19 protein-coding genes and 2 pseudogenes are annotated in these 20188 nt (G+C 71.4%); 11 read left to right on the forward strand and 10 right to left on the reverse strand.

The window, feature by feature from the left end:
- The first annotated feature begins 58 nt into the window (after positions 1-58).
- Entirely contained in the window at positions 59-523 is a 465-nt protein-coding gene (locus V1227_RS13385) for a MauE/DoxX family redox-associated membrane protein (RefSeq protein WP_329792856.1), read from the forward strand.
- The gene (locus tag V1227_RS13390; RefSeq protein WP_329792857.1) at positions 520-1995 is read left to right on the forward strand and encodes a phytoene desaturase family protein; all 1476 of its coding nucleotides are present in this window, start codon (positions 520-522) and stop codon (positions 1993-1995) included. Before V1227_RS13385 ends, V1227_RS13390 begins: the two co-directional genes overlap by 4 nt.
- Before the next feature lies 1 nt (position 1996).
- Here V1227_RS13390 and V1227_RS13395 read toward each other — a convergent pair.
- Both V1227_RS13395 and V1227_RS13400 read right to left on the reverse strand, forming a co-directional pair.
- A pseudogene (locus V1227_RS13395) lies at positions 1997-3664 on the reverse strand (ABC transporter permease subunit); the annotation flags it as partial.
- Positions 3664-5157: an ABC transporter substrate-binding protein gene (locus V1227_RS13400; protein WP_329792858.1), complete on the reverse strand. Its 1494-nt coding sequence runs from the start codon at positions 5155-5157 to the stop codon at positions 3664-3666. The pseudogene V1227_RS13395 and the gene V1227_RS13400, both read right to left, overlap by 1 nt.
- Positions 5158-5326: 169 nt before the next feature.
- Here V1227_RS13400 and V1227_RS13405 point away from each other — a divergent pair, with 169 nt between their 5' ends.
- Both V1227_RS13405 and V1227_RS13410 read left to right on the forward strand, forming a co-directional pair.
- The gene (locus tag V1227_RS13405; protein WP_329792859.1) at positions 5327-5641 is read left to right on the forward strand and encodes a hypothetical protein; all 315 of its coding nucleotides are present in this window, start codon (positions 5327-5329) and stop codon (positions 5639-5641) included.
- Positions 5634-5939 (forward strand): hypothetical protein, encoded by a 306-nt coding sequence (locus tag V1227_RS13410; RefSeq protein WP_329792860.1) that lies wholly within the window; start codon positions 5634-5636, stop codon positions 5937-5939. Before V1227_RS13405 ends, V1227_RS13410 begins: the two co-directional genes overlap by 8 nt.
- Here V1227_RS13410 and V1227_RS13415 read toward each other — a convergent pair.
- Both V1227_RS13415 and V1227_RS13420 read right to left on the reverse strand, forming a co-directional pair.
- Positions 5852-6277: a hypothetical protein gene (locus V1227_RS13415; protein ID WP_329792861.1), complete on the reverse strand. Its 426-nt coding sequence runs from the start codon at positions 6275-6277 to the stop codon at positions 5852-5854. The genes V1227_RS13410 and V1227_RS13415 overlap by 88 nt on opposite strands.
- A gap of 554 nt (positions 6278-6831) precedes the next feature.
- Positions 6832-7155, reverse strand: a pseudogene (locus V1227_RS13420) (FHA domain-containing protein); the annotation flags it as partial.
- Positions 7156-7437: 282 nt separating this feature from the next.
- On the opposite strand from V1227_RS13420, the gene V1227_RS13425 reads away from it, so the two are divergent.
- Together V1227_RS13425 and V1227_RS13430 are read left to right on the forward strand one after the other, a co-directional pair.
- Positions 7438-8724 carry an ABC transporter substrate-binding protein gene (locus tag V1227_RS13425; protein ID WP_329792862.1) on the forward strand — a complete coding sequence of 429 codons (1287 nt, stop codon included), beginning with the start codon at positions 7438-7440 and terminating at the stop codon, positions 8722-8724.
- A 336-nt stretch (positions 8725-9060) separates the two neighbouring features.
- On the forward strand, positions 9061-9774 hold the full coding sequence (locus V1227_RS13430; protein ID WP_329792863.1) for a cellulose binding domain-containing protein: 714 nt from the start codon (positions 9061-9063) through the stop codon (positions 9772-9774).
- Between the two features lie 21 nt (positions 9775-9795).
- On the opposite strand, the gene V1227_RS13435 is transcribed toward V1227_RS13430, so the two are convergent.
- Positions 9796-10188, reverse strand: coding sequence for an STAS domain-containing protein (locus V1227_RS13435; protein ID WP_329792864.1), 393 nt, complete (start codon positions 10186-10188; stop codon positions 9796-9798).
- Between the two features lie 275 nt (positions 10189-10463).
- On the opposite strand from V1227_RS13435, the gene V1227_RS13440 reads away from it, so the two are divergent.
- Positions 10464-11477, forward strand: a complete 1014-nt coding sequence (locus tag V1227_RS13440) for a BtrH N-terminal domain-containing protein (RefSeq protein ID WP_329792866.1) — start codon at positions 10464-10466, stop codon at positions 11475-11477.
- A 122-nt stretch (positions 11478-11599) separates the two neighbouring features.
- Positions 11600-13843: a transglycosylase domain-containing protein gene (locus V1227_RS13445; RefSeq protein WP_329792868.1), complete on the forward strand. Its 2244-nt coding sequence runs from the start codon at positions 11600-11602 to the stop codon at positions 13841-13843.
- 15 nt (positions 13844-13858) lie between these two features.
- Here V1227_RS13445 and V1227_RS13450 read toward each other — a convergent pair whose 3' ends face one another.
- The 4 genes from V1227_RS13450 to V1227_RS13465 form a co-directional block, all read right to left on the reverse strand.
- The gene (locus tag V1227_RS13450; RefSeq protein WP_329792869.1) at positions 13859-14629 is read right to left on the reverse strand and encodes a L,D-transpeptidase family protein; all 771 of its coding nucleotides are present in this window, start codon (positions 14627-14629) and stop codon (positions 13859-13861) included.
- A gap of 64 nt (positions 14630-14693) precedes the next feature.
- The gene (locus V1227_RS13455; protein ID WP_329792870.1) at positions 14694-15356 is read right to left on the reverse strand and encodes a DUF4166 domain-containing protein; all 663 of its coding nucleotides are present in this window, start codon (positions 15354-15356) and stop codon (positions 14694-14696) included.
- Entirely contained in the window at positions 15353-16063 is a 711-nt protein-coding gene (locus V1227_RS13460; protein ID WP_329792871.1) for a hypothetical protein, read from the reverse strand. The genes V1227_RS13455 and V1227_RS13460 overlap by 4 nt, the downstream gene beginning before the upstream one ends.
- A gap of 74 nt (positions 16064-16137) precedes the next feature.
- Positions 16138-16833, reverse strand: coding sequence for a TetR/AcrR family transcriptional regulator (locus V1227_RS13465; RefSeq protein WP_329792872.1), 696 nt, complete (start codon positions 16831-16833; stop codon positions 16138-16140).
- Positions 16834-16927: 94 nt separating this feature from the next.
- Here V1227_RS13465 and V1227_RS13470 point away from each other — a divergent pair, with 94 nt between their 5' ends.
- Positions 16928-18067 carry a sensor domain-containing diguanylate cyclase gene (locus V1227_RS13470; protein WP_329792874.1) on the forward strand — a complete coding sequence of 380 codons (1140 nt, stop codon included), beginning with the start codon at positions 16928-16930 and terminating at the stop codon, positions 18065-18067.
- Positions 18068-18074: 7 nt separating this feature from the next.
- On the opposite strand, the gene V1227_RS13475 is transcribed toward V1227_RS13470, so the two are convergent.
- Entirely contained in the window at positions 18075-19142 is a 1068-nt protein-coding gene (locus V1227_RS13475) for a spore photoproduct lyase family protein (RefSeq protein WP_329792876.1), read from the reverse strand.
- Between the two features lie 181 nt (positions 19143-19323).
- On the opposite strand from V1227_RS13475, the gene V1227_RS13480 reads away from it, so the two are divergent.
- Together V1227_RS13480 and V1227_RS13485 are read left to right on the forward strand one after the other, a co-directional pair.
- Positions 19324-19920, forward strand: coding sequence for a hypothetical protein (locus V1227_RS13480; RefSeq protein WP_329792878.1), 597 nt, complete (start codon positions 19324-19326; stop codon positions 19918-19920).
- Between the two features lie 56 nt (positions 19921-19976).
- Complete coding sequence (locus tag V1227_RS13485) at positions 19977-20180, forward strand: hypothetical protein (RefSeq protein ID WP_329792880.1); 204 nt, start codon at positions 19977-19979, stop codon at positions 20178-20180.
- Positions 20181-20188 lie beyond the last annotated feature (8 nt).

A 20188-nucleotide genomic window follows, 5' to 3' on the forward strand; every position in this document is an offset into this window, starting at 1 on the left:
ACGATGGGAACCGACGCCGGGCTGACGGGCAGCGCGGCCGGAACAGTGGAGCGGAGCGATGATCTGGAGCAAGGCGCCGTCGAAGGTGGTCCTCGTGATCAGGCTGCTGATGGCACTGGTCTTCGCCTTCTACGGGTGCGTCAAGCTGGCCGGCGGCCAGTACTACTACGGCGACTGGGACGACCTCTCGAAGTCGGCCGTGGACGGCACCTCGCTGGTCTGGCTGTTCTACGGCTACTCGCCCTTCTACGGCCGGGTCACCGGCCTGTTCGAACTGGTCCCCGCGCTCATGCTGCTGTTCCGCCGCACGACGTTCATCGGTGCTTGCGCGCTGTTCGCGGTGGGGCTGAACATCACGCTGATGGACTTCGCGTTCGACTACCCGTTCGTCAAGTACATGGCGGCGCTCTACACCGTCCTCTGTGGATTCCTCGTGGTGCAGGACCGCGCCAGGCTGCGGGACGTCTTCTCCGATCCGGCCGTCGACGCCGCACGGCGCTCCCCCGAGAACAGCCGGGGATGAGCGCGGTGGTGAAGGCGGTCGTGGTGGGTTCCGGTCCCAACGGGCTGGCTGGAGCGGTGCGCCTGGCGCAGCACGGCGTCGAGGTGACGGTCCTCGAAGCCTCCGACCGGCTCGGCGGTGGTGCCAGGACCACGGAGAAGCTGGTGGCGGGAACGCTGCACGACGAGTGCTCGGCCGCACACCCGACCGCCGTGCTCTCGCCGTTCCTGCGGACCCTCGGCCTGGAGCGGTACGGGCTGCGGTGGCGGCATCCCGAGGTGGTGCTCGCCCACCCGCTGGACGACGGCACGGCCGCGGTGATGCGCGGGACCGCCGAGGAGACGGCGGCGGGACTCCCGGGAGAAGACGGTGAGCGGTGGCTGAAGGCCTTCGGTCCTCTCGCCGCGCACGTCGAGAGCAGCGCGGACGATCTGCTGGGGTCACTGCTGCGGTGGCCGTCCCACCCGGTGCACCTGGCCCGCTTCGGGTTGCGCGCGGCACCGCCGGCCGCGCTGATGCGCCGGTGGTGGCGTTCGCCGGCGACGCAGAGCCTGTTCCTCGGCGTCGCCGCGCACGTGATGCACGACCTGCACGCGCCGATGACGTCCTCGGTCGCGGCCGTGCTGATCGCGGCGGGGCACCGGTTCGGGTGGCCGGTCGCCGAAGGCGGATCGCAGGCGATCACCGACGCGTTGACCGCGTTGCTGCTGGACCTCGGCGGCAAGACGGTGACGGGGACGAGGGTCGAGTCCTCTTCGGACCTCCCGGACGCCGATGTCGTCCTGCTCGACACCGCTCCTTCGGCAGCGGTGCGGATCCTCGGCGACCGGCTTCCGCCGCGGGTGCGCCGGGCCTACGGCCGCTGGCGTCACGGGCCGGCGGCGTTCAAGGTCGACTTCGCCGTGCGCGGCGGGGTGCCGTGGAGCAACGCCGACTGCGGCGCGGCGGGAACCGTGCACCTCGGCGGAGGTCCGGACGAGGTGCTCCGCACCGCTCGCGAGGTCCACCGGGGCACGATGCCGGCGGCGCCGTTCGTGCTGGTGGGACAGCAGTACCTGGCCGATCCCAGCCGCTCCGCGGGCGATGTGCACCCCGTCTGGGCCTACGCGCACGTGCCCCGTGGACACGCCGGGGACGCCACCACGGCGATCATCGGCCAGATCGAGCGCTTCGCCCCGGGGTTCGGCGAGCGGATCGTGGCGCACTCGGCGAAGGACCCGGCCGAGTTGGAGCGGGACAACGCGAACTACGTCGGCGGCAACATCCTGACCGGGGCCAACGACCCGTTCCAGCTCGTGTTCCGGCCGCGCCTCACCCCGCACCCGTACGACACCGGTGTGCCGGGCGTGTACCTCTGCTCCGCCGCTACGCCGCCGGGAGCGGGAGTGCACGGGATGGGCGGCTACCACGCGGCCGGCCGGGCACTCGCCACCCTCGGGACGAGAGCAAGGCGGACAACGACATCGTGGCCACGGCGACGAGCAGGAGCATGAGCGCGGGGCTCAACGCGGCCAGCGGTGCCCGTTCGACGTAGGGCAGCGACTCGGCCAGCATCAGGCCCCACTCCGGTGCGGGAGGCTGGGTGCCCAGGCCGAGGAAACCCAGCGACGCCAGCGCCAGGGCAATCCCGGGCAGGCGGAGGACGGCGTTGCGGGCGACCGGGCCGGCGACGGCGGGCAGGACGTGGCGGAGCTCGATCCACGTCGGTGTGGCACCGAGTGCGCGGTGGGCCGTGATGTGGGTCGAGGCACGTGTTTGTTCCACGAGCGCGCCGGCGTGCGCGGCCAGGGCGGGCCACGAGACCAGTGCGACGGCCAGCGAGGCGCCGACCGTGCCGGGGCCCAGCACCGCCGCCACGAGGATGCCCGCGATCACCGGCGGCATCGCGTTCGCCGCCTCCGCCGCGCCCCGCGCGACACCGGGGAGGAAACCGATGGCGAGAGCAGCGATGCAGGAGCACGCGCACACCGCCACCGCCACGCCGATCGTCGCCGGCGCACCGTGCGCGATGCGTGCCAGGACGTCCCGCCCGAGTCCGTCCGTGCCCAGCGGGTGCGCCCGGCTCGGGGACGCCAGCCGGGCCGCCGTGTCGATCCGCAACGGGTCGCGCAGCAGGCCCCAGCCGATCACCACCGCCGTCAGCGCCGCGCTCGTCGCGGGAACCGCTGCGTGCCACCGGTTCGGTCTCCAGTGGACGATCGCGGGCAGCGACAGGGAGGCGTCGCGCAGCGCCGGGCCCAGCATGCGCCGGCGGACCAGCCCGACGACGGCACCGGCCGCGAGGCCCAGCAACACGAGCGCGAGCACGCACGCCTGCAGCATCGGCACGTCCTGCGCCCGCGCCGCTCCCAGCGCCGTCCTGCCGATGCCGGGCACGGCGAAGACCGCCTCCACCGCCACGGCGCCACCGGTCAGCCCGACGACCACCAGACCGGCCTGGGGCAGCAGCGGTGGCAACGCCCGCCACAGGGCGCCTCGGACGAGAACGGATCGGCCACAACCCCAGGAGCGCCACACGTCGACCCAGGGTTCGCGGAAGACGGCGGGAAGCGCGTCGGCGAACAGCGTGCCCAGCACCGCTCCCGCCGGGATGCCCAGCGCGAGCGCGGGCAGCACGAGGTGTTGCGGGCCTTGCCAGCCGTACGGCGGGAACCAGCCGAGCCACACCGACAGGACCACCAGCAGCACGGCCGCGAGGAGGAACTCGGGCAACGCGGCGAGCGCCGCTCCCGCGCCACCGGTCGCCCCGGTGGCGTCGCCGCGAGCACCGCGCAGCAGACCCGGCACGCACAACGCCGTGGTCACCAGCAGTGCCACGACGATCGCCGCGCCCATCAGCGTCAGGGAGACGCCGAGCCCGGACAGCACGGCGGGCAGCACCTCGGCGCCGCTGGTCCACGAGCGGCCGAGGTCTCCGCGCAGCAGTCCGGCCGCCCAGCGGCCGAGCACCTCGACGGGGCCGGCGTCGAGACCGAGCTGCCGGCGCACCGCCTCCAGTGCCTCCGGTGTCGGCTCCTGCTCGGCCGAGCGCGCCCGCAGCACCGACAGCGCCGGATCGCGCCCGGACAGCCACGGCAGGAGTCCGACCACCGCGGTGATCAGGGCGAGCGCGCCGATCCGGGAGACCACGGCCCCCGCACGCCCGCGCGGCGACTCCGCCATCACTTCACGTGCGTGGCCGACGTGACGAGCGCCCGTTCGCGCGGGTCCTTGACGGAGCCCTCGACGGAGGTGGCGTCGCCCTGGATCACGCGCTCGTGCAGCATCGGGATGGCCGCGTCGGTGCGCAGGACGGCCGCCTCCGCTTCCATGATCGCCGCGCGACGCCGGTCACCGGCCTCCGCCGCCTCGGCCTCGCGCACCGCCCGGTCGACGTTCTCGTCGCACAGCTGGGCGATGTTGAAGGAGCCGGCGCAGGTGAAGTCCGACTTCAGGTAGGCGACGGGGTCGCCCGAGTCGAGCACGGTCGCGCGGGACAGGACGAACGCGTCGAACCTGCCGGCGAGCATGTCCTGCTCGATGTGGGCGTACTCGCGCACGACCTGGTTCACCTCGAAGCCCGCGTCCTCGAGCTGCTGCTGGAGGATCGAGGCGACTTCGGGGAGCTCGGCGCGGTCGGTGAACGTCGCCAGCGTGATCGTCGCGCCGTGCGCCCGGCCTGCGGGCACGCGCCCGGTGAGCTCCTTGCGGGCCTGCACGGTCCACGGCAGCGCGGGTCCGAGCAGTCCCTTGGCGGCGTCGGCGCGGTTCTCGTAGACGCCGCTGATCAGCTGGTCGCGGTTGATCGTCTCGCGCACCGCGGCCCGCACCGCCGGATCGGCGAAGGGTCCTGTCTTCGTGTTGAGGTACAACGTGTTGGTGCGCGGCATCGGCACCTCGCTGATGGTCGGCGGGTCGAGCAGCGCCGCCTGCGAGACCGGCACCGCTTCGGCGATGTGCGCCTCCCCGCCGCGGATCGCCGCGGCCCGCGCGGTGCCGTCCGGGACGAAGGACACGTCGATGCCCGCCGCCTTCGCCTTCTCACCCCAGTAACCGTCGAAGCGGTCGAGGGTCGCGCTCGTGGTCCCGCCGACGTTCACCAGCCGGAACGGCCCGCTGCCGGTGCCGACCGGGTTGACCTTGCCGTCCGCCGCGTACGCGCTTTCGGCCAGGATGGACAGCTGCGGCGACGACAAGCGTTGCGGCAGCAGCGGATCCGGCGTGCCGGTCGTGACGACGAGCTTGTCCCCCTCCACCGCCGCGGTCAGCGCGACGCCGTCGAGGATGCGCGGCTTCGGCACGGCCTTCGTCGCCCTGGTGAGGGTGTTCGCGGCGGCCGCGGCGGTCAGGGTGCTGCCGTCGTGGAAGCCCACGCCCGGCCGGACGGTGAACTCCCACGCCGTGTCCGAGGTGCGCCGCCACCCGGTGGCCAGTCCGGGACGGGCGTCGCCGTTGGCGTCCAACGTCACCAGCGTCTCCGCGGCGGACCAGCGCGACAGCTTGAAGGCGTCGTCGCTGAACGGCGACAGCCCCGACCGCGGCGGTTGCATCATGGCCAGCTTGATCCTGGTCTGCCCGGACGGACCCGGTCCTCCCGCGCTGGAGGCGAAACATCCGGCGAGGAGGACCGAGGCGGCGGCCAGTCCGGCGGCGGTCAAAGGCGCGCGGTGGTGCATGAGGCTTCCTGACGTCGGGAGGGTGGCGACCCGGAGACGCTAGCTCATGACAATCATTTGCATCTAGATCGCGAGGCGCACGTCACGATCCACCCGACCGGATGGACGGCGGAACGCCGCACGCGTCCAATCGAACACATGTACGACTGCGGTGATAGGTTCTCGCGTCATGGATCGGCAGCTTCTCGAACCGTCCCGAATGGACGGCGAACTCACGCACAGGTACGACTCGGCCGGGCGTCCGGTGGCCCTCCTGCCGGCGAGGTGCAAGCTCGGCCGGCACACGCTCGGCCACTCGCGGTTCCGGGCGGTCGTGCGGGACGGTGAGGTGCGCATCAGCTGCCTGGCCTGCGCCACCGACAACGCCTCCTGGCGGCTGGCCGTCACGACGCCGCCCCCCGACAGCGCCGAGCTGTCCGACGAGCGCTACTTCGAGCTCCGCGCACAACGAGCCCTGACAGCGGCCGGCGGCGACGGTGCTTGACAGTCCATTCACGACCTGGGAGGGCGACGACGTCCACGGCCGCAGGCCCGTCGTCACCGGCGTGGGCGTTCGCCTCGACAGGCTGTTCGCCCGGCCACCCGGTGCCGCGAGGCGCGTCATCGCGAGCGGGCTCGACCTGACCGGCGAGGCGCACGGCCGGCTGCACGGGCGCTTCCCCGGCGTCGAGGGCGACTGGCTCGGCGTGGTCGACTACGAGATCGGGTACGCCGACGGCCGCCGGGACAAGCTGTACCTGGTCGACCAGCTCGTCCCGTTCCACGTGCTGCGCAAGCGCTGACCGCGCTCCGCGATCACAGGCTGAGGCCGACCGCCGCCCGCGTTGCCGAGCACCTCCTTCACCGGGAGGACCCTGCCGGCGACGCTGCGGCGTTCGCCACCCTCCACGACGCCGCGGTCGACCTCGTCCAGCGCGTCGTGAGCCGCGTTCCTGGCGCGGTCGGTGAGCGGGGCCGAGTCGAGCTCGTCGCGGAGCGCGCGCACGAGCTGGGACACCTGCTGCACGTCGAGTCCGCTGGAGAAGTGTTGCCGGCCGTACTTGTTGTTGATGTCGCCTTGGGCGGCGTTGTTCATCGTGCCTGCCGTGACGTTGCCGTGGAAGTGCACTCCACCGTTCATCGGACTCACCGCTTTCTGCGCTCGCGCGCGGACTTGGACACCACCAGGCCGACGGCGCTCACAACCGCCCCGAGGACGAACAGCCCGAAGCCGACCACGCCGAGCGGAACGCCGCCGAGGACCGGCGGGCCGGGGAGCTCGGGTGGCGTGAACTCCGCCGCCGGGGGGACATGCCGGTGGAGATGGACGTGATGAAGCGGAAGATCACGAAGGCCCAGAGGCAGAAGTCGGCCAGGGCGGTCAGCTGCCCCAGGACCATCAGGACCCTGCCCGCGCCCCAGCCGGTGGCGAGCTCGGTGATCGCCTGACCTTCGGGGGGTCGTGAACTCGTACCGGTGGTGCTGGCGCTGGTCGTAGGAGTTGTTGACGTCGCGGCCCGCGTGGTTGAACGTTCCCGCGGACACGTTGCCGTAGGAGACGCCCGGACGCCGCTGGACCTGCGTCGGGGGACGGTGCGCCCCTTCCACCGGGTCGCGGAAGACCGCCGCGACCGGGCCGAACTCCAGGCGGTCGCCGTGGTGCGGCTCCTGGTCCCTGCCCGCGACCAGCCTCGTGCCGTTGAGCCACGTGCCGTTCGTGGAGTTCGCGTCGTTGACCCAGGTGGTGCGGCCGTCCCGCCGGAGCCAGGCGTGCTGAGCGCTGACCTCGGGCGGGGGAGCCGGAGATCCGCCTCCTCGCCGCGTCCGACGAGCGCCAGGCCGCGAGGCAGGTCCAGCCGGCTGCCGCCGACGACCTGGATGAACGGAGAGCCTTTTTTCCGCCATGTGGTCACCTCCCGCAGAGGCATGCTCTTGAAGGAGCAGCGCGGGGTGCGCCGGGTACCACGACGGCCGGAACCGCTGCCGCGCCGGCGCGAGATCCCTGCGTGTTTGCGGCATCGACCCGCCATTCCACCTGGGAGCGTTCCCAAGACCGAGCGGCTCATCGACATCGTCCGGCGCGGCCGATCACACGCGGACCGGCACATGTGGGCCCCGCGAACGCGAAGCGACTTCGCTTTTGCGGCAACAACTGCACCCAAACGGAACCGGCCGGATGTTCACGGACGTGACCGGGGACGACTCGGAGTTGTGAAGCGCTTGACACCTCGTCGTCACAACCTCAGACTCCCAAATTCCTGGGAACGCTCCCAGGTCCGCCGCCGCTTGAGGAGTTTCGACGTGCGTCCCCGCCGCTGGATCAGCGCGGTGGTCTGTGTCGTCGCTTCCGCCACCGTCGCTTCGTGCGGCGCGGGGGGAGCCGCGAACCGGACCGCCGACGGCAGAACCGAGCTGACCGTCGCCACGTTCAACGAGTTCGGTTACGAGGAGTTGTTCAAGGAGTACGAAGCAGCCCACCCGGATGTCAAGATCACCCAGCGCAAGACGGGCCAGGGTGCCCCGCACCACCAGAACCTCTTCACCAAGCTGGGCGCGGGGTCTGGGCTCGCGGACGTCGAGGCGGTCGAGGAGGGGTACCTGAGCCAGGTCATGGCCAAGGCCGACCAGTTCAACGACCTGCTGGAGATCGGGCCGCGGGAGACGACACCGGACCGGTGGCTGAAGTGGAAGGCCGATGCGGCCACCACCAGGAACGGCAGGCTGATCGGGTACGGTACGGACATCGGCCCGCTGGCGATGTGCTACCGCAAGGACCTCTTCGCGCAGGCCGGCCTGCCGTCCGACCCCGAGGGCGTGAAGGCGCTGTTCGCCACGTGGGGCAGCTACTTCGCGGCGGGTGACCGCTTCGTCTCGAAGGTTCCCGGCATCGCCTGGTTCGACAGCGCGGCGCAGATCTTCAACGCCATGCACAACCAGCACGACGTCGGTTACTTCGACAAGGGCGACAACCTCGTCGTCGAGTCCAACCCGGACATCCGCAACGACTGGAACGCCGTCACGAGCGCTGTGGCGAAGGGACAGTCGGCGAAGCTGGTCGCCTTCAGCAGCGAGTGGAACACGGGCTTCAAGCTCGGCCGGTTCGCCACGAAGACGTGTCCGTCGTGGATGCTCGGCGTCATCGAAACCCAGGCGGGGCCGGAGAACGCCGGCAAGTGGGCCGTCACCGACGTGTTCCCCAACGGCGGCGGCAACTGGGGCGGCTCGTACCTGACCGTGCCGAAGCAGAGCAAGAACGCCGGGAAGGCCGCCGAGCTCGCCGCGTGGCTGACCGCGCCGGAGCAGCAGATCAAGGCTTTCCAGGCGAGGGGCACGTTCCCCAGCCAGGTCGACGCGCTCGAGAACAGGGCGTTGCTGGAGCACGTGAACACCTACTTCGACAACGTGAAGGCGGGCGCGCTGTTCGCCGCGCAGGTGCAGAAGGTCAAGGCGGCGCAGCACAAGGGTCCCGCCGACGGTCAGATCCAGGAGAACGTGTTCGGCCCGGCGCTGCAGTCCGTCGAGCAGGGCAAGCGCCCCGACGACGCGTGGAACGCGGCCGTGGAGGAGGCCGAGAAGATCGCCGGGTGACGCTTCGAGTCGAATCGAGCGTCGATGCGGAAGCCGTGTTGACCGCCGCGAGCACCGCCCGGATTCCGGGAGCGCTCCCAGAATCCGGGCGGGGTGTGAGGAGAGCGGATGAAGCGGCGGTACGGGGTTTCGGCGCGCTGGTCGCGGCTGTGGTGGCCGCGAGCGGGATGGTCGTCACGGGGACGGCGGCCCAGTCGGCGGCGGTGGCCGCGGCGGGCGGCACGGGCACCTGCACACCAGCGGGAACAAGATCCTGGACAGCACGAACACGCCGGTGCGGCTGACCGGCATCGACTGGTTCGGGATGGAGACCGGCAACAAGACCTTCCACGGCCTGTGGTCCAGCCGCACGAGTACGCCACCTCGGTCTACGACCAGCCGTGGTTCAGCGCGCCCGGCTACCCCGCCGACATGCCGGCGATCTGGGACAGGTACTGGGGCTACCTGCACCGGCAGAACACCGCGCCGCTGATGATGGGCGAGTTCGGCACGACGCTCGCCAACCCGGTCGACGAGGTGTGGCTCGAGAACCTCATGGCCTGCACGGGGACCGGAGTCGACGGCATCCCGTTCACGTACTGGTCGTGGAACCCCGGCTCCGGTGACACCGGCGGCATCGTCGGCGACGACTGGACCACGGTGAACCGGGCGAAGCAGAGCATCCCGCAGCCGTACCTGATCCCGCCCACCAGCGGCGGTCCCGGCACGACGACGACCACGACCACCGGTGGCGGTACGGGCGCGTGCAAGGCGGCCTGGAAGCTCGACAAGTCGTGGCAGGGCGGCTTCCAGGGCTCGCTGACCGTCACCAGCACGGCGGCGAGCGCGGCGAACCCGCGGAAGATCGCGTTCACCCTGCCCGGCGGTGCCACGATCTCCAACGGCTGGAACGGCACCTACAGCCAGTCCGGCGCCGCGGTCACCGTGACCGCGCCGTCGCACAGCCGGTCACGGGGTGCGGGAGCGGCCGTGTCGCTCGGCTTCACCGCGAACGGTCCGGCGGGCGCACCCTCGGCCGTCACGCTCGACCAGGCGGTCTGCACCACGTGACGGCACGGCCGGCCGACCCGGTCACTGACCGGGCTGGTCAGCCGCCTGCGGCTGCTTGCCCGCCATCTTCACGGCCTCGTCCACCGACTCCGCCATCGGCAGCACCTGGCTCAGGGCGCTGGCCATCAGGGGGCGGGCCGCCGCGGCCTGCGTCGCCACGATCGCGAACCCGACACCGTCGCTCTGGGCCTGCGCATGCAGCTTCAGCAACACGGACAACGCCGAGGAGCCCATGAAGTCCACGGCGAGCTCCACCACGAGGCCCTCCGGCCCCTTGGCGAGGTGGTCGAACAGGGCCGTCCCGACCTGGTCGACACTGATCATGTCGAGCTCGCCCTTGACCACGGCGACGAGCACGCCGTCGTGGTCGCTGGTCTGAACGCTGGCCGTCGACGCCGTCTCGCTCGATGTCACTGAACACCTCACCTGGAGTTTCGCAGCAGTACTTCTCGCCGATTTTACGAAACGCGGGAGCGGAACGCCGTTTCAGCACGAAAGGCGGTTCCCGCGTCGTTCACCACACGCCGAGGAGGTTTGACCGCACGCCGAACGGTCAACCCGCCACGGTTGCGGCATCGGGGTGGCCCCGGCGGCCGGAGGCGGTGGCGCTCGCGAGCAGTTGACCCTCACACCGTGGGAGGGTCCAGGCTGCCGATGGCCATCCGGAGTCCGCGAGGCGCAGGAGTTCCATGATCATCGAGAACCTCTCGTTCCCCGCCGGCGTGCACTGCGAGACCACCACCCTCGGCGCTCTGCTGCGCCACGACGGCGTCGAGCTGTCCGAGCCGATGCTGTTCGGGCTCGGCGAAGGGCTCGGCTTCGTCTACTGGGACGGCAGGAACATGGACTTCCCGTTCCTCGGCGGACGCGTCAAACCGGCCGAGCTGACCCGGACCGCGACCGCACACCTGGGGGTGGCGCTGCACGTCCGGGAGACGGCGTCGCCGCGGAAGGCCTGGGAGAACGTCACCAGCGCGCTCGGCGCGGGCCGCCCGGTCGGCCTCCAGCTCGACTGCTACCACCTCGACCACTTCACGACGAAGGTCCACTTCGGCGGTCACTTCGTGGCGATGTACGGCTACGACGACACGCACGCCCACCTGATCGACACCGCCCAGCAGGGCGGCGCCGTGAAGACCACGCTGACGAGCCTGCACCGGGCCCGCGCCGAGCGGGGGCCGATGACCGCCCGCAACCTGTCCTTCACGGTCGAGCCCGCCGCCGAACGACCCGACCTGGGCGAAGCCGTCCGGCGGGCGATCTCCCGCAACGCCCGCACGTTCCTCACCCCACCCATCGCCAACCTCGGCCACCGCGGCATCGCCAAGGCGGCCGAGCAGGTGACGCGGTGGCTCGACCGGGCCGCCGACCCGTCGCGCGACCTCCCGCTGGCCGCCGGCCTGATGGAGCACGGCGGCACGGGTGGTTCGTTGTTCCGCAACCTCTACCGCGACTTCCTCGCCGAGGCCGCCACGATCACCGATGACGACGACGTCCGCCTCGGGCACCGGCTCTACGCCGAGATCGCTCCCCTGTGGACGGAGGTCTCCGGACACGTCGCGGCCGCGGGCGACACCGGCGACCACGGGCACCTGGCCCGTGCCTCCGCGGTCCTGCGCGACCTCGCCGACCGGGAACGCGACGCCATGCGGGTCCTGGCCCGCGTCACCACTTCGGTCCACAGTGGATCCTCCAACGGGTGAGGGAATGCTCGGAAAGCACGCTGCGTGAACAGTTCCCGATGATCGATTCATTCGAAGCGGGCGCCTGACTGGTGATGCTCCGGGTAACCGCCCGGAGCTGAAACGACTGAGGGAGTCCGTCCTTGGATCGCACGAAGATCGCACCCCGCCTCGCCGAGCTGGCCGGACTGTGCGTGCTCGCCGGTGTGCTGCTCGCGGGGATGCTCTTTCCGGTCACGGCGACGATGGGAGCGCTGTCCAACGAGCTCAGCGATCAGGTGGACGCCACGCTGGCGCAGATGCTGAGCACCGACCCGCCGCTGATGACGACCGTGACCGACAGGAACGGCACACCGATCGCCCACCTCTACGACCAGTACCGGGTGCGAACACCACCGGAGAAGATCTCACCGCACATGAAGGACGCGTTGCTCGCGATCGAGGACCACCGCTTCTTCGACCACCACGGCGTCGACTGGATCGCGTCCGCGCGTGCGGCGGCGCACAACAACGCCAGCGGGTCGGTGCAACAGGGCGCGTCGACCCTGACACAGCAGTATGTGAAGAACTACCTCGTGCACGTGCTGGCCCGCACGGACAAAAGCGCCCAGCGCGCTGCCCAGGAGCAGAGCATCACCCGCAAGCTGCGCGAGGCCCGCATCGCCGTCGGCCTGGAGACCGCGCTGTCCAAGGACGAGATCCTGGCCCGCTACCTCGACCTCGTGCCGTTCGGGTCGACGATCTTCGGCGTCACCGCCGCCGCCCAGGCCTACTTCGGCACGACACCGGACAGGCTGACCGTTCCGCAGGCCGCGATGCTCGCGGGCATGGTGAACAGCCCGACGGCCCTCGACCCGGAGAAACGGCCGGACAAGACGTTCGAGCGCCGCAACCTCGTGATCGACGCCATGGCGGCGCAGGGGAAGCTGTCCGAGGCCGACGCGGCTCGCCACCGGTTCGCACCGCTCGGTCTGGCCAAGCCCGTCCGTCCACTGCAGACGGGCTGCGTCGGCGCCGGGCCGTCGCACGGGTTCTTCTGCTCGTTCCTCGTCGGGTACCTGACCGAGGCCGGTTTCGGCCTGGAGGAGCTCAAGACCGGCGGCTACCGGATCGAGACCACGCTGGACCCGCAGATCACCGCGCACGCCAAGCAGGCCGTCGAGGCGCAGGTCCCCAAGAACACCCCCGGCGTCGCGAACACCATGGCCGTGGTCCGGCCCGGCAAGGACAGGCACGAGGTCGTCGCGTTGGTGGCCAACCGCGACTACGGGCTCAAGAAGGAGGAGTTCCAGACGCAGTTCGACCTGCCGAGCGGCGTGGAGAACAAGTTCGGCACGGGCTCGGTCTACAAGATCTTCACCGCCGCTGCGGCGCTGCAGAAGGGGATCGGCATCGACACGGTGATCCCCTCCCCCCGCACCTACACGTCGAAGGTGTTCAAGGGCGGGGCCGCCTCCTGCCCCTCCACCGGGGAGCCGAACACGCGCTGGTACTGCCTGTCGAACCACAACGACCGCTATCCACCGCAGATGCCGCTGCGCCAAGCGCTTGCGACCTCGCCCAACACCGCGTTCGTGATCCTCGAGGAGAAGACCGGCCTCGACGCGGTGGTGGACATGGCGTCCAAGCTCGGCATGCGCAAGACCATGGCCACCAACATCGCCGGCGTGCCGCCCAGCCTGCACGGCAACAAGGACCTGCGGATCTCCCAGGCGCAGTACTACTCGTCCAACGCCTCCTTCACCCTGGGACCCGCGCCGTCGAGCACGCTGGAGCTGGCGAACGTAGCCGCGACGATCATGAGCGGCGGCACCTGGTGCGAGCCGACCCCGGTGCGCCGGGTCCTCGACCGCCGCGGCAGGCCGGTCCAGCTGGCTCACCGCCCGTGTGAACAGGCGGTGCCCGAACCGGTCGCCCGTGCGCTCGCCGCCGGTCTGAGCGAGGACAGCAAGGGCGCGGGCAGCTCCTCCGCCGCCGCGCGCAAGGCCGGGTGGACGCGTCCGATGATGGGCAAGACCGGCACGACGGAGGAGTACAAGTCCGCGGCCTACGTCGGCGCCACGCCCGACTACGCGGGCGCCGTCCAGGTGTTCAACGACAGCACCTCACCCCAGGGCATCTGCATCGGCGACGGCGCGCCCCGCCTGTGCCCCGAAGGCAACATCTACGGCGGCACGCTCCCGGCCGCGACCTGGTTCGACACCATGACGAAGGTGCACGCCGGCCTGCCGGAGAGGCCGTTGCCCGAGGTCGAGGAGCGGTACCGGCGCGGCGACGGGCGGACCCGGGTTCCCGACGTGAGCAGCACTCCGCTGGCCGCCGGGCGGCCTCCGGCCCCCTCGGCGGTGATCCCGCCGCCCCCGATCGCCGCGCCGCCCGCCCGCTGACACCGGTCCCGCGGGTCAGCGGGGCGTCAGCGCGATCACCGCGCCGGGACGGACCCAGCGCATGATCGACACCAGCGCGCTCGCCGCGACCGCCACGCAGCCGGCGGTCGCGGCGCCGTTGGTGACGTGCACGAAGAACGCACTCCCCCCGCCGGGCACGCGTTGCCCGTTCACCCCCATCACCAGGGCGTAGTCGTACACGGCGCCCTGGTCGGCGAGGTTCTCCGACCGGCTCTCGTCGAACGGGCACGTTCCGCGGGCACACCGCTGATGCGTGTTGTAGAGCGGACTGCCGACGTCGCTGACCCACCAGTCCGAGCCGTCGACCCGGAAGTACGGCACGCCCGAACCGGGATCGGCCTGCCTGCCGAACGCACCGGTGATCCCGAAGACCCCGGCCGGCGTCGCGGACGACGACTCCCCGTAGGAGCTCGAGATGCCCGGCGGGCCCACCTTCGCCGAGATCCCGCCCGACACCCGCGCCCAGTCGCTCCCGGACTTCTGCCACGTCGTCACCGTGGCGTCGGAGCCACCAGCGCCGACCACCGAGATCACCTGGGTCGCCCCGCCCACGCGGTCGGCGAACCACGGTGTTCCCAGCCTCGGCCGCGAGGTCGTGTCCGTGGCGGTCGGCCGCGGCAGGAGCGACCTGTCCGCGGCGGCCGAGAGCGCCGTGCCGCCGGAACCGGTGAGCGGAGACCCGTTCGCGGACACGACGAGCAACGAGGTGAGAGCCATCGCCGCCACGACGGGGCACAGGACTCGGACCGGGAGAGGAGACTTCACCCAGCCATCCTGGCAGGAGTCCACGGCGCCCGAGGCGAAATCCGCCCTCAGTCGCGCGCGGACATCACGCCCTCGCCTGCTCCCGCACCGGCCTGACCGCGCTCGGCACGTGCCCGCCCTCGGGGTAGGAGCAGGTGAAGGTGCCGTGGTAGCCGAAGAGCGGCCCGAACCGGTGGTTGGTGACCTCGACGTCGATGCGGAACCGGCCCGCCTCCTCGTCGTAGGACTCGCGGACCTCGGCGGTGCCGGTGACCAGGCGCGGGACGCGGAAGTGCAGCGGGCCCTCGTGGAAGCGCTGTTCACCGCTGCGGATCAGCAGCCCGCCGCGGTCGTCGACGGACAGGTGCAGGTCGACGGCGACGTGCTGGTGGGTACCCAGGTAGTCGACGACGCAGCCGCGTTCGGGGCTGTAGATCATCGTGGCGTCCCAGCGCCGGGGCCGTTCGAAGGCGAAGGTGCGGACGAAGCTCACCGTCTCCCGGCCCAGCGAGTCGCGGTAGGCGTAGTTCTCGATGGTGAACGGGATGTCGCTGCCGTGGCCCGGGAGGAGGATGTGCCGCCGGGCCCCGAGCCACAGGAACGGGCGGGTGAACCCGCGGCCGTGCCACACCCGCTCCATCGTGCCGGTGCCGACGCAGCCGATGCCGTCGAAGCGGAACCGGCGTCGCAACTGCGGGTGCAGGCGGCCGAAGTCGTCGCCGAGGGCGCGCTGGAAGATCGACGTCATGGTTGCTCCAAAGTGGACAGGGTCGACGGCGCCGTCGACGAACGGCGGTCCGGCGGGGTGCGCCGGCACCTCCTGGCAGCGGGCGTGGACGGCAGCGGCGGAGCCAGCAGAGCCCCCGCCGTGAGCGCGGCGGCGAGGGCGGCCGGACCGGTCCGCCAGGCGACGGCGCAGACGACGACCCTGGTTCCCGCGTCCAGCAGCGCGCGGCGAAGCGAGACCTCGGGCGGTGTGCCGCGCTCGAGCCACAGCCGGAGCCGGTCGAACGACCAGGCCGTCCCCCACCCCATCAGCAGGCGGAACGGGCGGTCCGCCAACGCGCCCAGCCGTCCCCAGCCGGGCCGGTAGTCGTAGCCGGTGAGGAACCGGACGCCCGCGCCGGTCGGCACGTACCGCCAGTAGCCCGCCCCGGAGCGGATCAGCGACAGCGGGTGCGCCGAGCGGAAGCGCAGCGCGGACGTCCGCGACCCGTCGGGCCTGGTGCGCTCGCCGACGCTGACGCCGGTCCCGTCCACCTCCAGGCCGGGCAGGACCCGGACCGCGTACCGGAAGTGCTGCTCGGCGTCCGGGTGCGCCTTCGGCAGGTAGTCGATCGTGGTGAACCGGAGGTCCCACCGCTGGTGCGGGCGCGGTTGCCGGGTGAACCGCCACACCTCGTCCAGGTCGGCCCGGATCACCGTCTCCACGTAGAGCGTTCGTCGCCTCGCCACGGCACCCCCTCGGATTTGAGCAGTTGCTCAAACACGAGGGTAGCCGCATTTGAGCAGTTGCTCAAACATCTCTTCTACCTGCGGTTCTTGGCCGTCTTGCGCAGCTTGGCGCGCAGGGCGCGGACCGCGACGGGTCCGAGGTCGTCCACCACCTCGACGAGCACCGCCAGCCGGTCGAGGGAGTCCAGCGCCGCCTTCGCCCCGTCCGGGTCGACGCCCTCGTACAGCTCCAGCCCGATGAACCCGGCGCTCACCGCACGTGCGAGACCAGGCGTGTCGACCAGCTCGGACACCGGCGAGCCGGCCAGCAGCCTCGTCAGGGCACCTTCGATCGGACTGATCCACAACCGCAGAGACGCGGCGGTGGCCTCGGCGAGCACGGGATCGGCCTGCGCGCCGGCCAGCAGCTGGGCGAGCACCATGACGTTGCCCTCGGCACGCTCCTCGTCGTGCAGCGCGCGGCCGAGCGCGAGGAGCTGACGCAGGTCGGTGACGTGCTCGAGGCGTTCGGCGAACAGCTCGACCCTCGCCCGCGTGGCGGCGAGGCACGCGGCCTGGAGCAGGTCGTGGACGGTGCCGAAGTGGTAGAAGACCAGCGCCTGGTTGACCCCGGCGGTGGCCGCGATGCTCCGCGCCGTGGTGCCGGTCAGGCCGTGCGTGCGGATGGTCTCGATCGCGCCGTCGATCAGGCGTTGTCGGGTGTCGGCCACGGCATCACCGTAGAGGCCGCCTGCTCCGGCGATGCCGCCGATCACGTGGAGGGCGGTCAAGCCCTTGCCTGTCACCCGTTCGTGCAGTTGGTCGCGTCGATCGGAGGTTCTAGTTTCGAGATCGTCGTGCGGGCAGGCGAACAGGAGCTCATCAGTGGCATTCCCGAACACCGAGGTGCGGGCGGGCCTGCTGTCGAAGAGGACGCTGGTCGTCGCGTCGCACGCCGTGGAACGGGCGGCGCTGGCGGGTGACCGGGCCGAGCCCGCGATCGTCCTCGCGCTGTTCCAGCGGCTGCCCTACTTCCTGCGGGAAGCGGAGGTGTACCGCCGGATCGGGGCGCTGGCGTCGGTGACGGTCGTCGGCATGGTCTCCGACGTGCGGCCCGACCTGCCGGCCGGTGTCACGCCCGTCCTGCTGCGCTCCGGGGAGGAGCTGGCCCGGGAGTGGTCGGTGGTCGTGCTCACGCCGACCTTCGGCGCCTCCGTCGTGGCGACCGACCTCGAGGAGCTGGATCCGGGTGGCAGCACCCTCGAGGCGAGCAGGGTGTTCCAGGGCAGGTGGGCGTTCCGGCGGGAGGAGGCGTACGCGGAGGCGGTCCGGCTGCGCGACGCGCTCGGTGACCGGATACCGCCGGACGTGCGCAGGCGCTTCGACTCGGTGCTGAACGGCATCACGGAGCCTCCCGCCGGCGAGGTGGAACGCCGCGCGGAAGCGGCGCTGCGGCACCTGACGTCACGACTCGTGGCCGCCCGGGACGCGACCGAGCTCTCGGCGTCGCGCGCCGGCGAGGAGATGCGGGACGCGCTCGACCCGTGGACCGGCCTGCACACCGTGGACTCGGTCAACGCGTGGCTGGGCAGGCAGCTGGCGGACACCGTGCGGCTGGGGCTCGTGGTGATCCGCGTGCCGGGGCTGAGCGACTTCGTCGACGTCCACGGTCCGAGCGCGGCGGTGCACACGGAGAACAACATCGCCGACGTGCTCCGCGTCCACCTGCGTCCCGGCGACCGCGCCGCCAGGCTCAACGGTGACGAGTTCGTGCTCGTGCTGCCGGGCACGTCACCCCAGGCGACGCACGCGGTCGCGGACCGCGTGCTCGGGGCGTTGCGCGGGCTGCACGACACGTACCCCTACCTCCCCGTCACCGCGGAGGTCCGCGTGCAGCACACCCGTGACCGCCCGTTCGACATCGGCGGCCTGGGCGCCCGGCGAGCGCCGGTCACGCCACAGCGGCCCTACACGCTGTCCGGCACGTTCGACGAGGACGAGTGGGCGGCGCTGATCTCGCACTGACCGCGGTTCAGAAGGCGTACCGGACGCGCAGGTAGGGGGCGTGTTCGGCGACGAGGGCGAGGAAGGAGTCGAGGAGCTCCCTCTTGAGGCCCCGCCGGTAGCGGACGTTGACGCCGCCGCCCTCGCTGCGCTTGACCTCCTGGAGGTCCGGCCGCCACAGCAGGTCCTCGGCCCTCGGGTGCCAGCGCTGGTTGACCTCGTGCAACGGCCGGTTGTGGGTGAGCATGATGACCTCGGCGGCCAGCTGGTCGCGGGTGGCGGACGAGGTCGCATCGCCGAGCGACTCCAGCAGGACGCGCCAGTCGTCTAGCCAGCCGTCGTGGACGACGACCGGGCTGAGGTTCACGTGCACCTCGTAGCCGGCGGCGCGGAAGTCGTCGAGGGCGGCGAGGCGCTCGGCGACGGGGGTCGTGCGGATGTCGAGCAGCTTCGCGGTGCGTTCGGGCATCAGCGAGAACCGGACGCGGGTGCGGCCCCGCGGGTCCCAGTCCAGCAGGTCGCGGTTGACGTACTTGGTCGCGAACGACGCCTTGGCGGTGGGCAGGTCGCGGAACAGCCGCACCAGGTCCCGCACGTTGTCGCTGACCAGCGCGTCCACCGAGCAGTCGGAGTTCTCGCCGATGTCGTAGACCCACGCCCGGTCGTCGATCTGGCCGGGCTCGGTCATCGGGCCCTGCCGGGCGGCGTGGCGGGCCAGGTAACCGGTGATCTGCTCGATGTTCGCGAACACCGTGATCGGGTTCGAGTAGCCCTTGCGCCGCGGCACGTAGCAGTAGGCGCAGGCCATCGCGCACCCGTTGGCGGTGGACGGGGCGATGAAGTGCGCCGAGCGGCCGTTGGGCCGCGCGCTCAGGGACTTCTTCACGCCGAGGACGAGTGCTTCGCGCTTGATCCGCACCCACCGCTGGGCGTTGGCCTCGTCGCCGTGCAGCTCGGGGATGCGCCAGTGGCTGTCGACCTCGACCCGGTCGGCGTCGGGGAACCTGTCGAGCACCTCGCGGCCCCGCGGCAGCAGCGCGGCGGCGGGCTCCACGTAGATCCGGGTCGGGCTCAGCAGCGGTGTCGAGGTGCTCACCCTTGCAGTGTCCGGACGACACCGACAAAAACCGCCACCGGCGCGGCCGGAGTCGTGCCGGTCACAGCGGAAGTCGCAGAGAGCTCGCCTTCGACTTCACCGGGTTGCCCGCTGCCTGGGGGAAGCACGAACCGGAACGCTGTCCGGGGTGTGCGGGACCGGCCGGGGAAGGGCGGGAGCGGTGGAAGCCAGCGAGGTGGGGCCGTCCGAGCGCCTCGACGTGGCGATCGCCGAGTTCAACGCGCTCAGAGCCGAGATCGCCGGGCGCTCCTCCGCTCAGCACGGCCTGCTCAACCTGAGCCTCGTGGCCACCGCGGCGATCGGGACCATCGCCTTCGCGGATGCCGCGCGACGGCCGGTGCTGCTCCTGCTGCCGATACTGACCTGCGTCTTCGGCGTCCTCTACTTCGACCACCACTTCGCGATCGCGACGATCGGGAAGTACATCAAGAGCGAGCTGGCGCCGGACATCAGACACCACGTGTCGTGGAGCCGGGCTCTGCGCTGGGAAGAGTTCGTCAGGGTGGAGGCGTCGAGCCGCACGGGTCTGGCGAAGGGGATGGTCAGGTTCGACCTGCCGATCATCTTGGCCTTCGTGGTCGTTCCGGCACTTTCGACGATCCACGTCGCCTCGTTCGCGAGCGGGCCTTGGTTCCGGGTGGCCTGGTCCGTCGGTGTGCTCGCCGAGGCGCTGACCGTCGTGGTGGGCGTGGTGGCCACGCGCGACTGGCGTTCCGAGACCGGACAGCACGACCGAGGTGGAGCAGGCTCCACCTGATTCAGGGAAGTCTGCGGTATCGGCCCCACCGGCGGGTCGAAACTACGGTCATTCCCATGAACAACGCACCGAACTCCACGCCCGCCCGCAACCGCGTCCTGCTCGCCGTGGTCCTGGCCGGCAGCCTCGCGGCCAACGTCGTCACCCAGGCCTTCGGCCTGAGCCTCTTCATCAGCGCCGCTTTCGGACTGGTCGCCCTCGCCAGCGGTGTCGCGCTCTTCTCCAGCTACCGCAAGGGCCGCGGGGAGTCGCGGAGCTGAAGCGAACG

The sequence above is a fragment of the Lentzea sp. DG1S-22 genome, from assembly GCF_036321065.1.
GTDB classification, from domain to species: domain Bacteria; phylum Actinomycetota; class Actinomycetes; order Mycobacteriales; family Pseudonocardiaceae; genus Lentzea; species Lentzea jiangxiensis.

What these genes read in the sequence shown, in the direction of transcription:
- V1227_RS13385 (WP_329792856.1), top strand. Translation starts at nt 59, where the DNA reads ATGATCTGGAGCAAGGCGCCGTCGAAGGTGGTCCTCGTGATCAGGCTG.
- V1227_RS13390 (WP_329792857.1), top strand. Translation starts at nt 520, where the DNA reads ATGAGCGCGGTGGTGAAGGCGGTCGTGGTGGGTTCCGGTCCCAACGGG.
- V1227_RS13400 (WP_329792858.1), bottom strand. Translation starts at nt 5,157, where the DNA reads ATGCACCACCGCGCGCCTTTGACCGCCGCCGGACTGGCCGCCGCCTCG.
- V1227_RS13405 (WP_329792859.1), top strand. Translation starts at nt 5,327, where the DNA reads ATGGATCGGCAGCTTCTCGAACCGTCCCGAATGGACGGCGAACTCACG.
- V1227_RS13415 (WP_329792861.1), bottom strand. Translation starts at nt 6,277, where the DNA reads ATGAACGGTGGAGTGCACTTCCACGGCAACGTCACGGCAGGCACGATG.
- V1227_RS13440 (WP_329792866.1), top strand. Translation starts at nt 10,464, where the DNA reads ATGATCATCGAGAACCTCTCGTTCCCCGCCGGCGTGCACTGCGAGACC.
- V1227_RS13455 (WP_329792870.1), bottom strand. Translation starts at nt 15,356, where the DNA reads ATGACGTCGATCTTCCAGCGCGCCCTCGGCGACGACTTCGGCCGCCTG.
- V1227_RS13485 (WP_329792880.1), top strand. Translation starts at nt 19,977, where the DNA reads ATGAACAACGCACCGAACTCCACGCCCGCCCGCAACCGCGTCCTGCTC.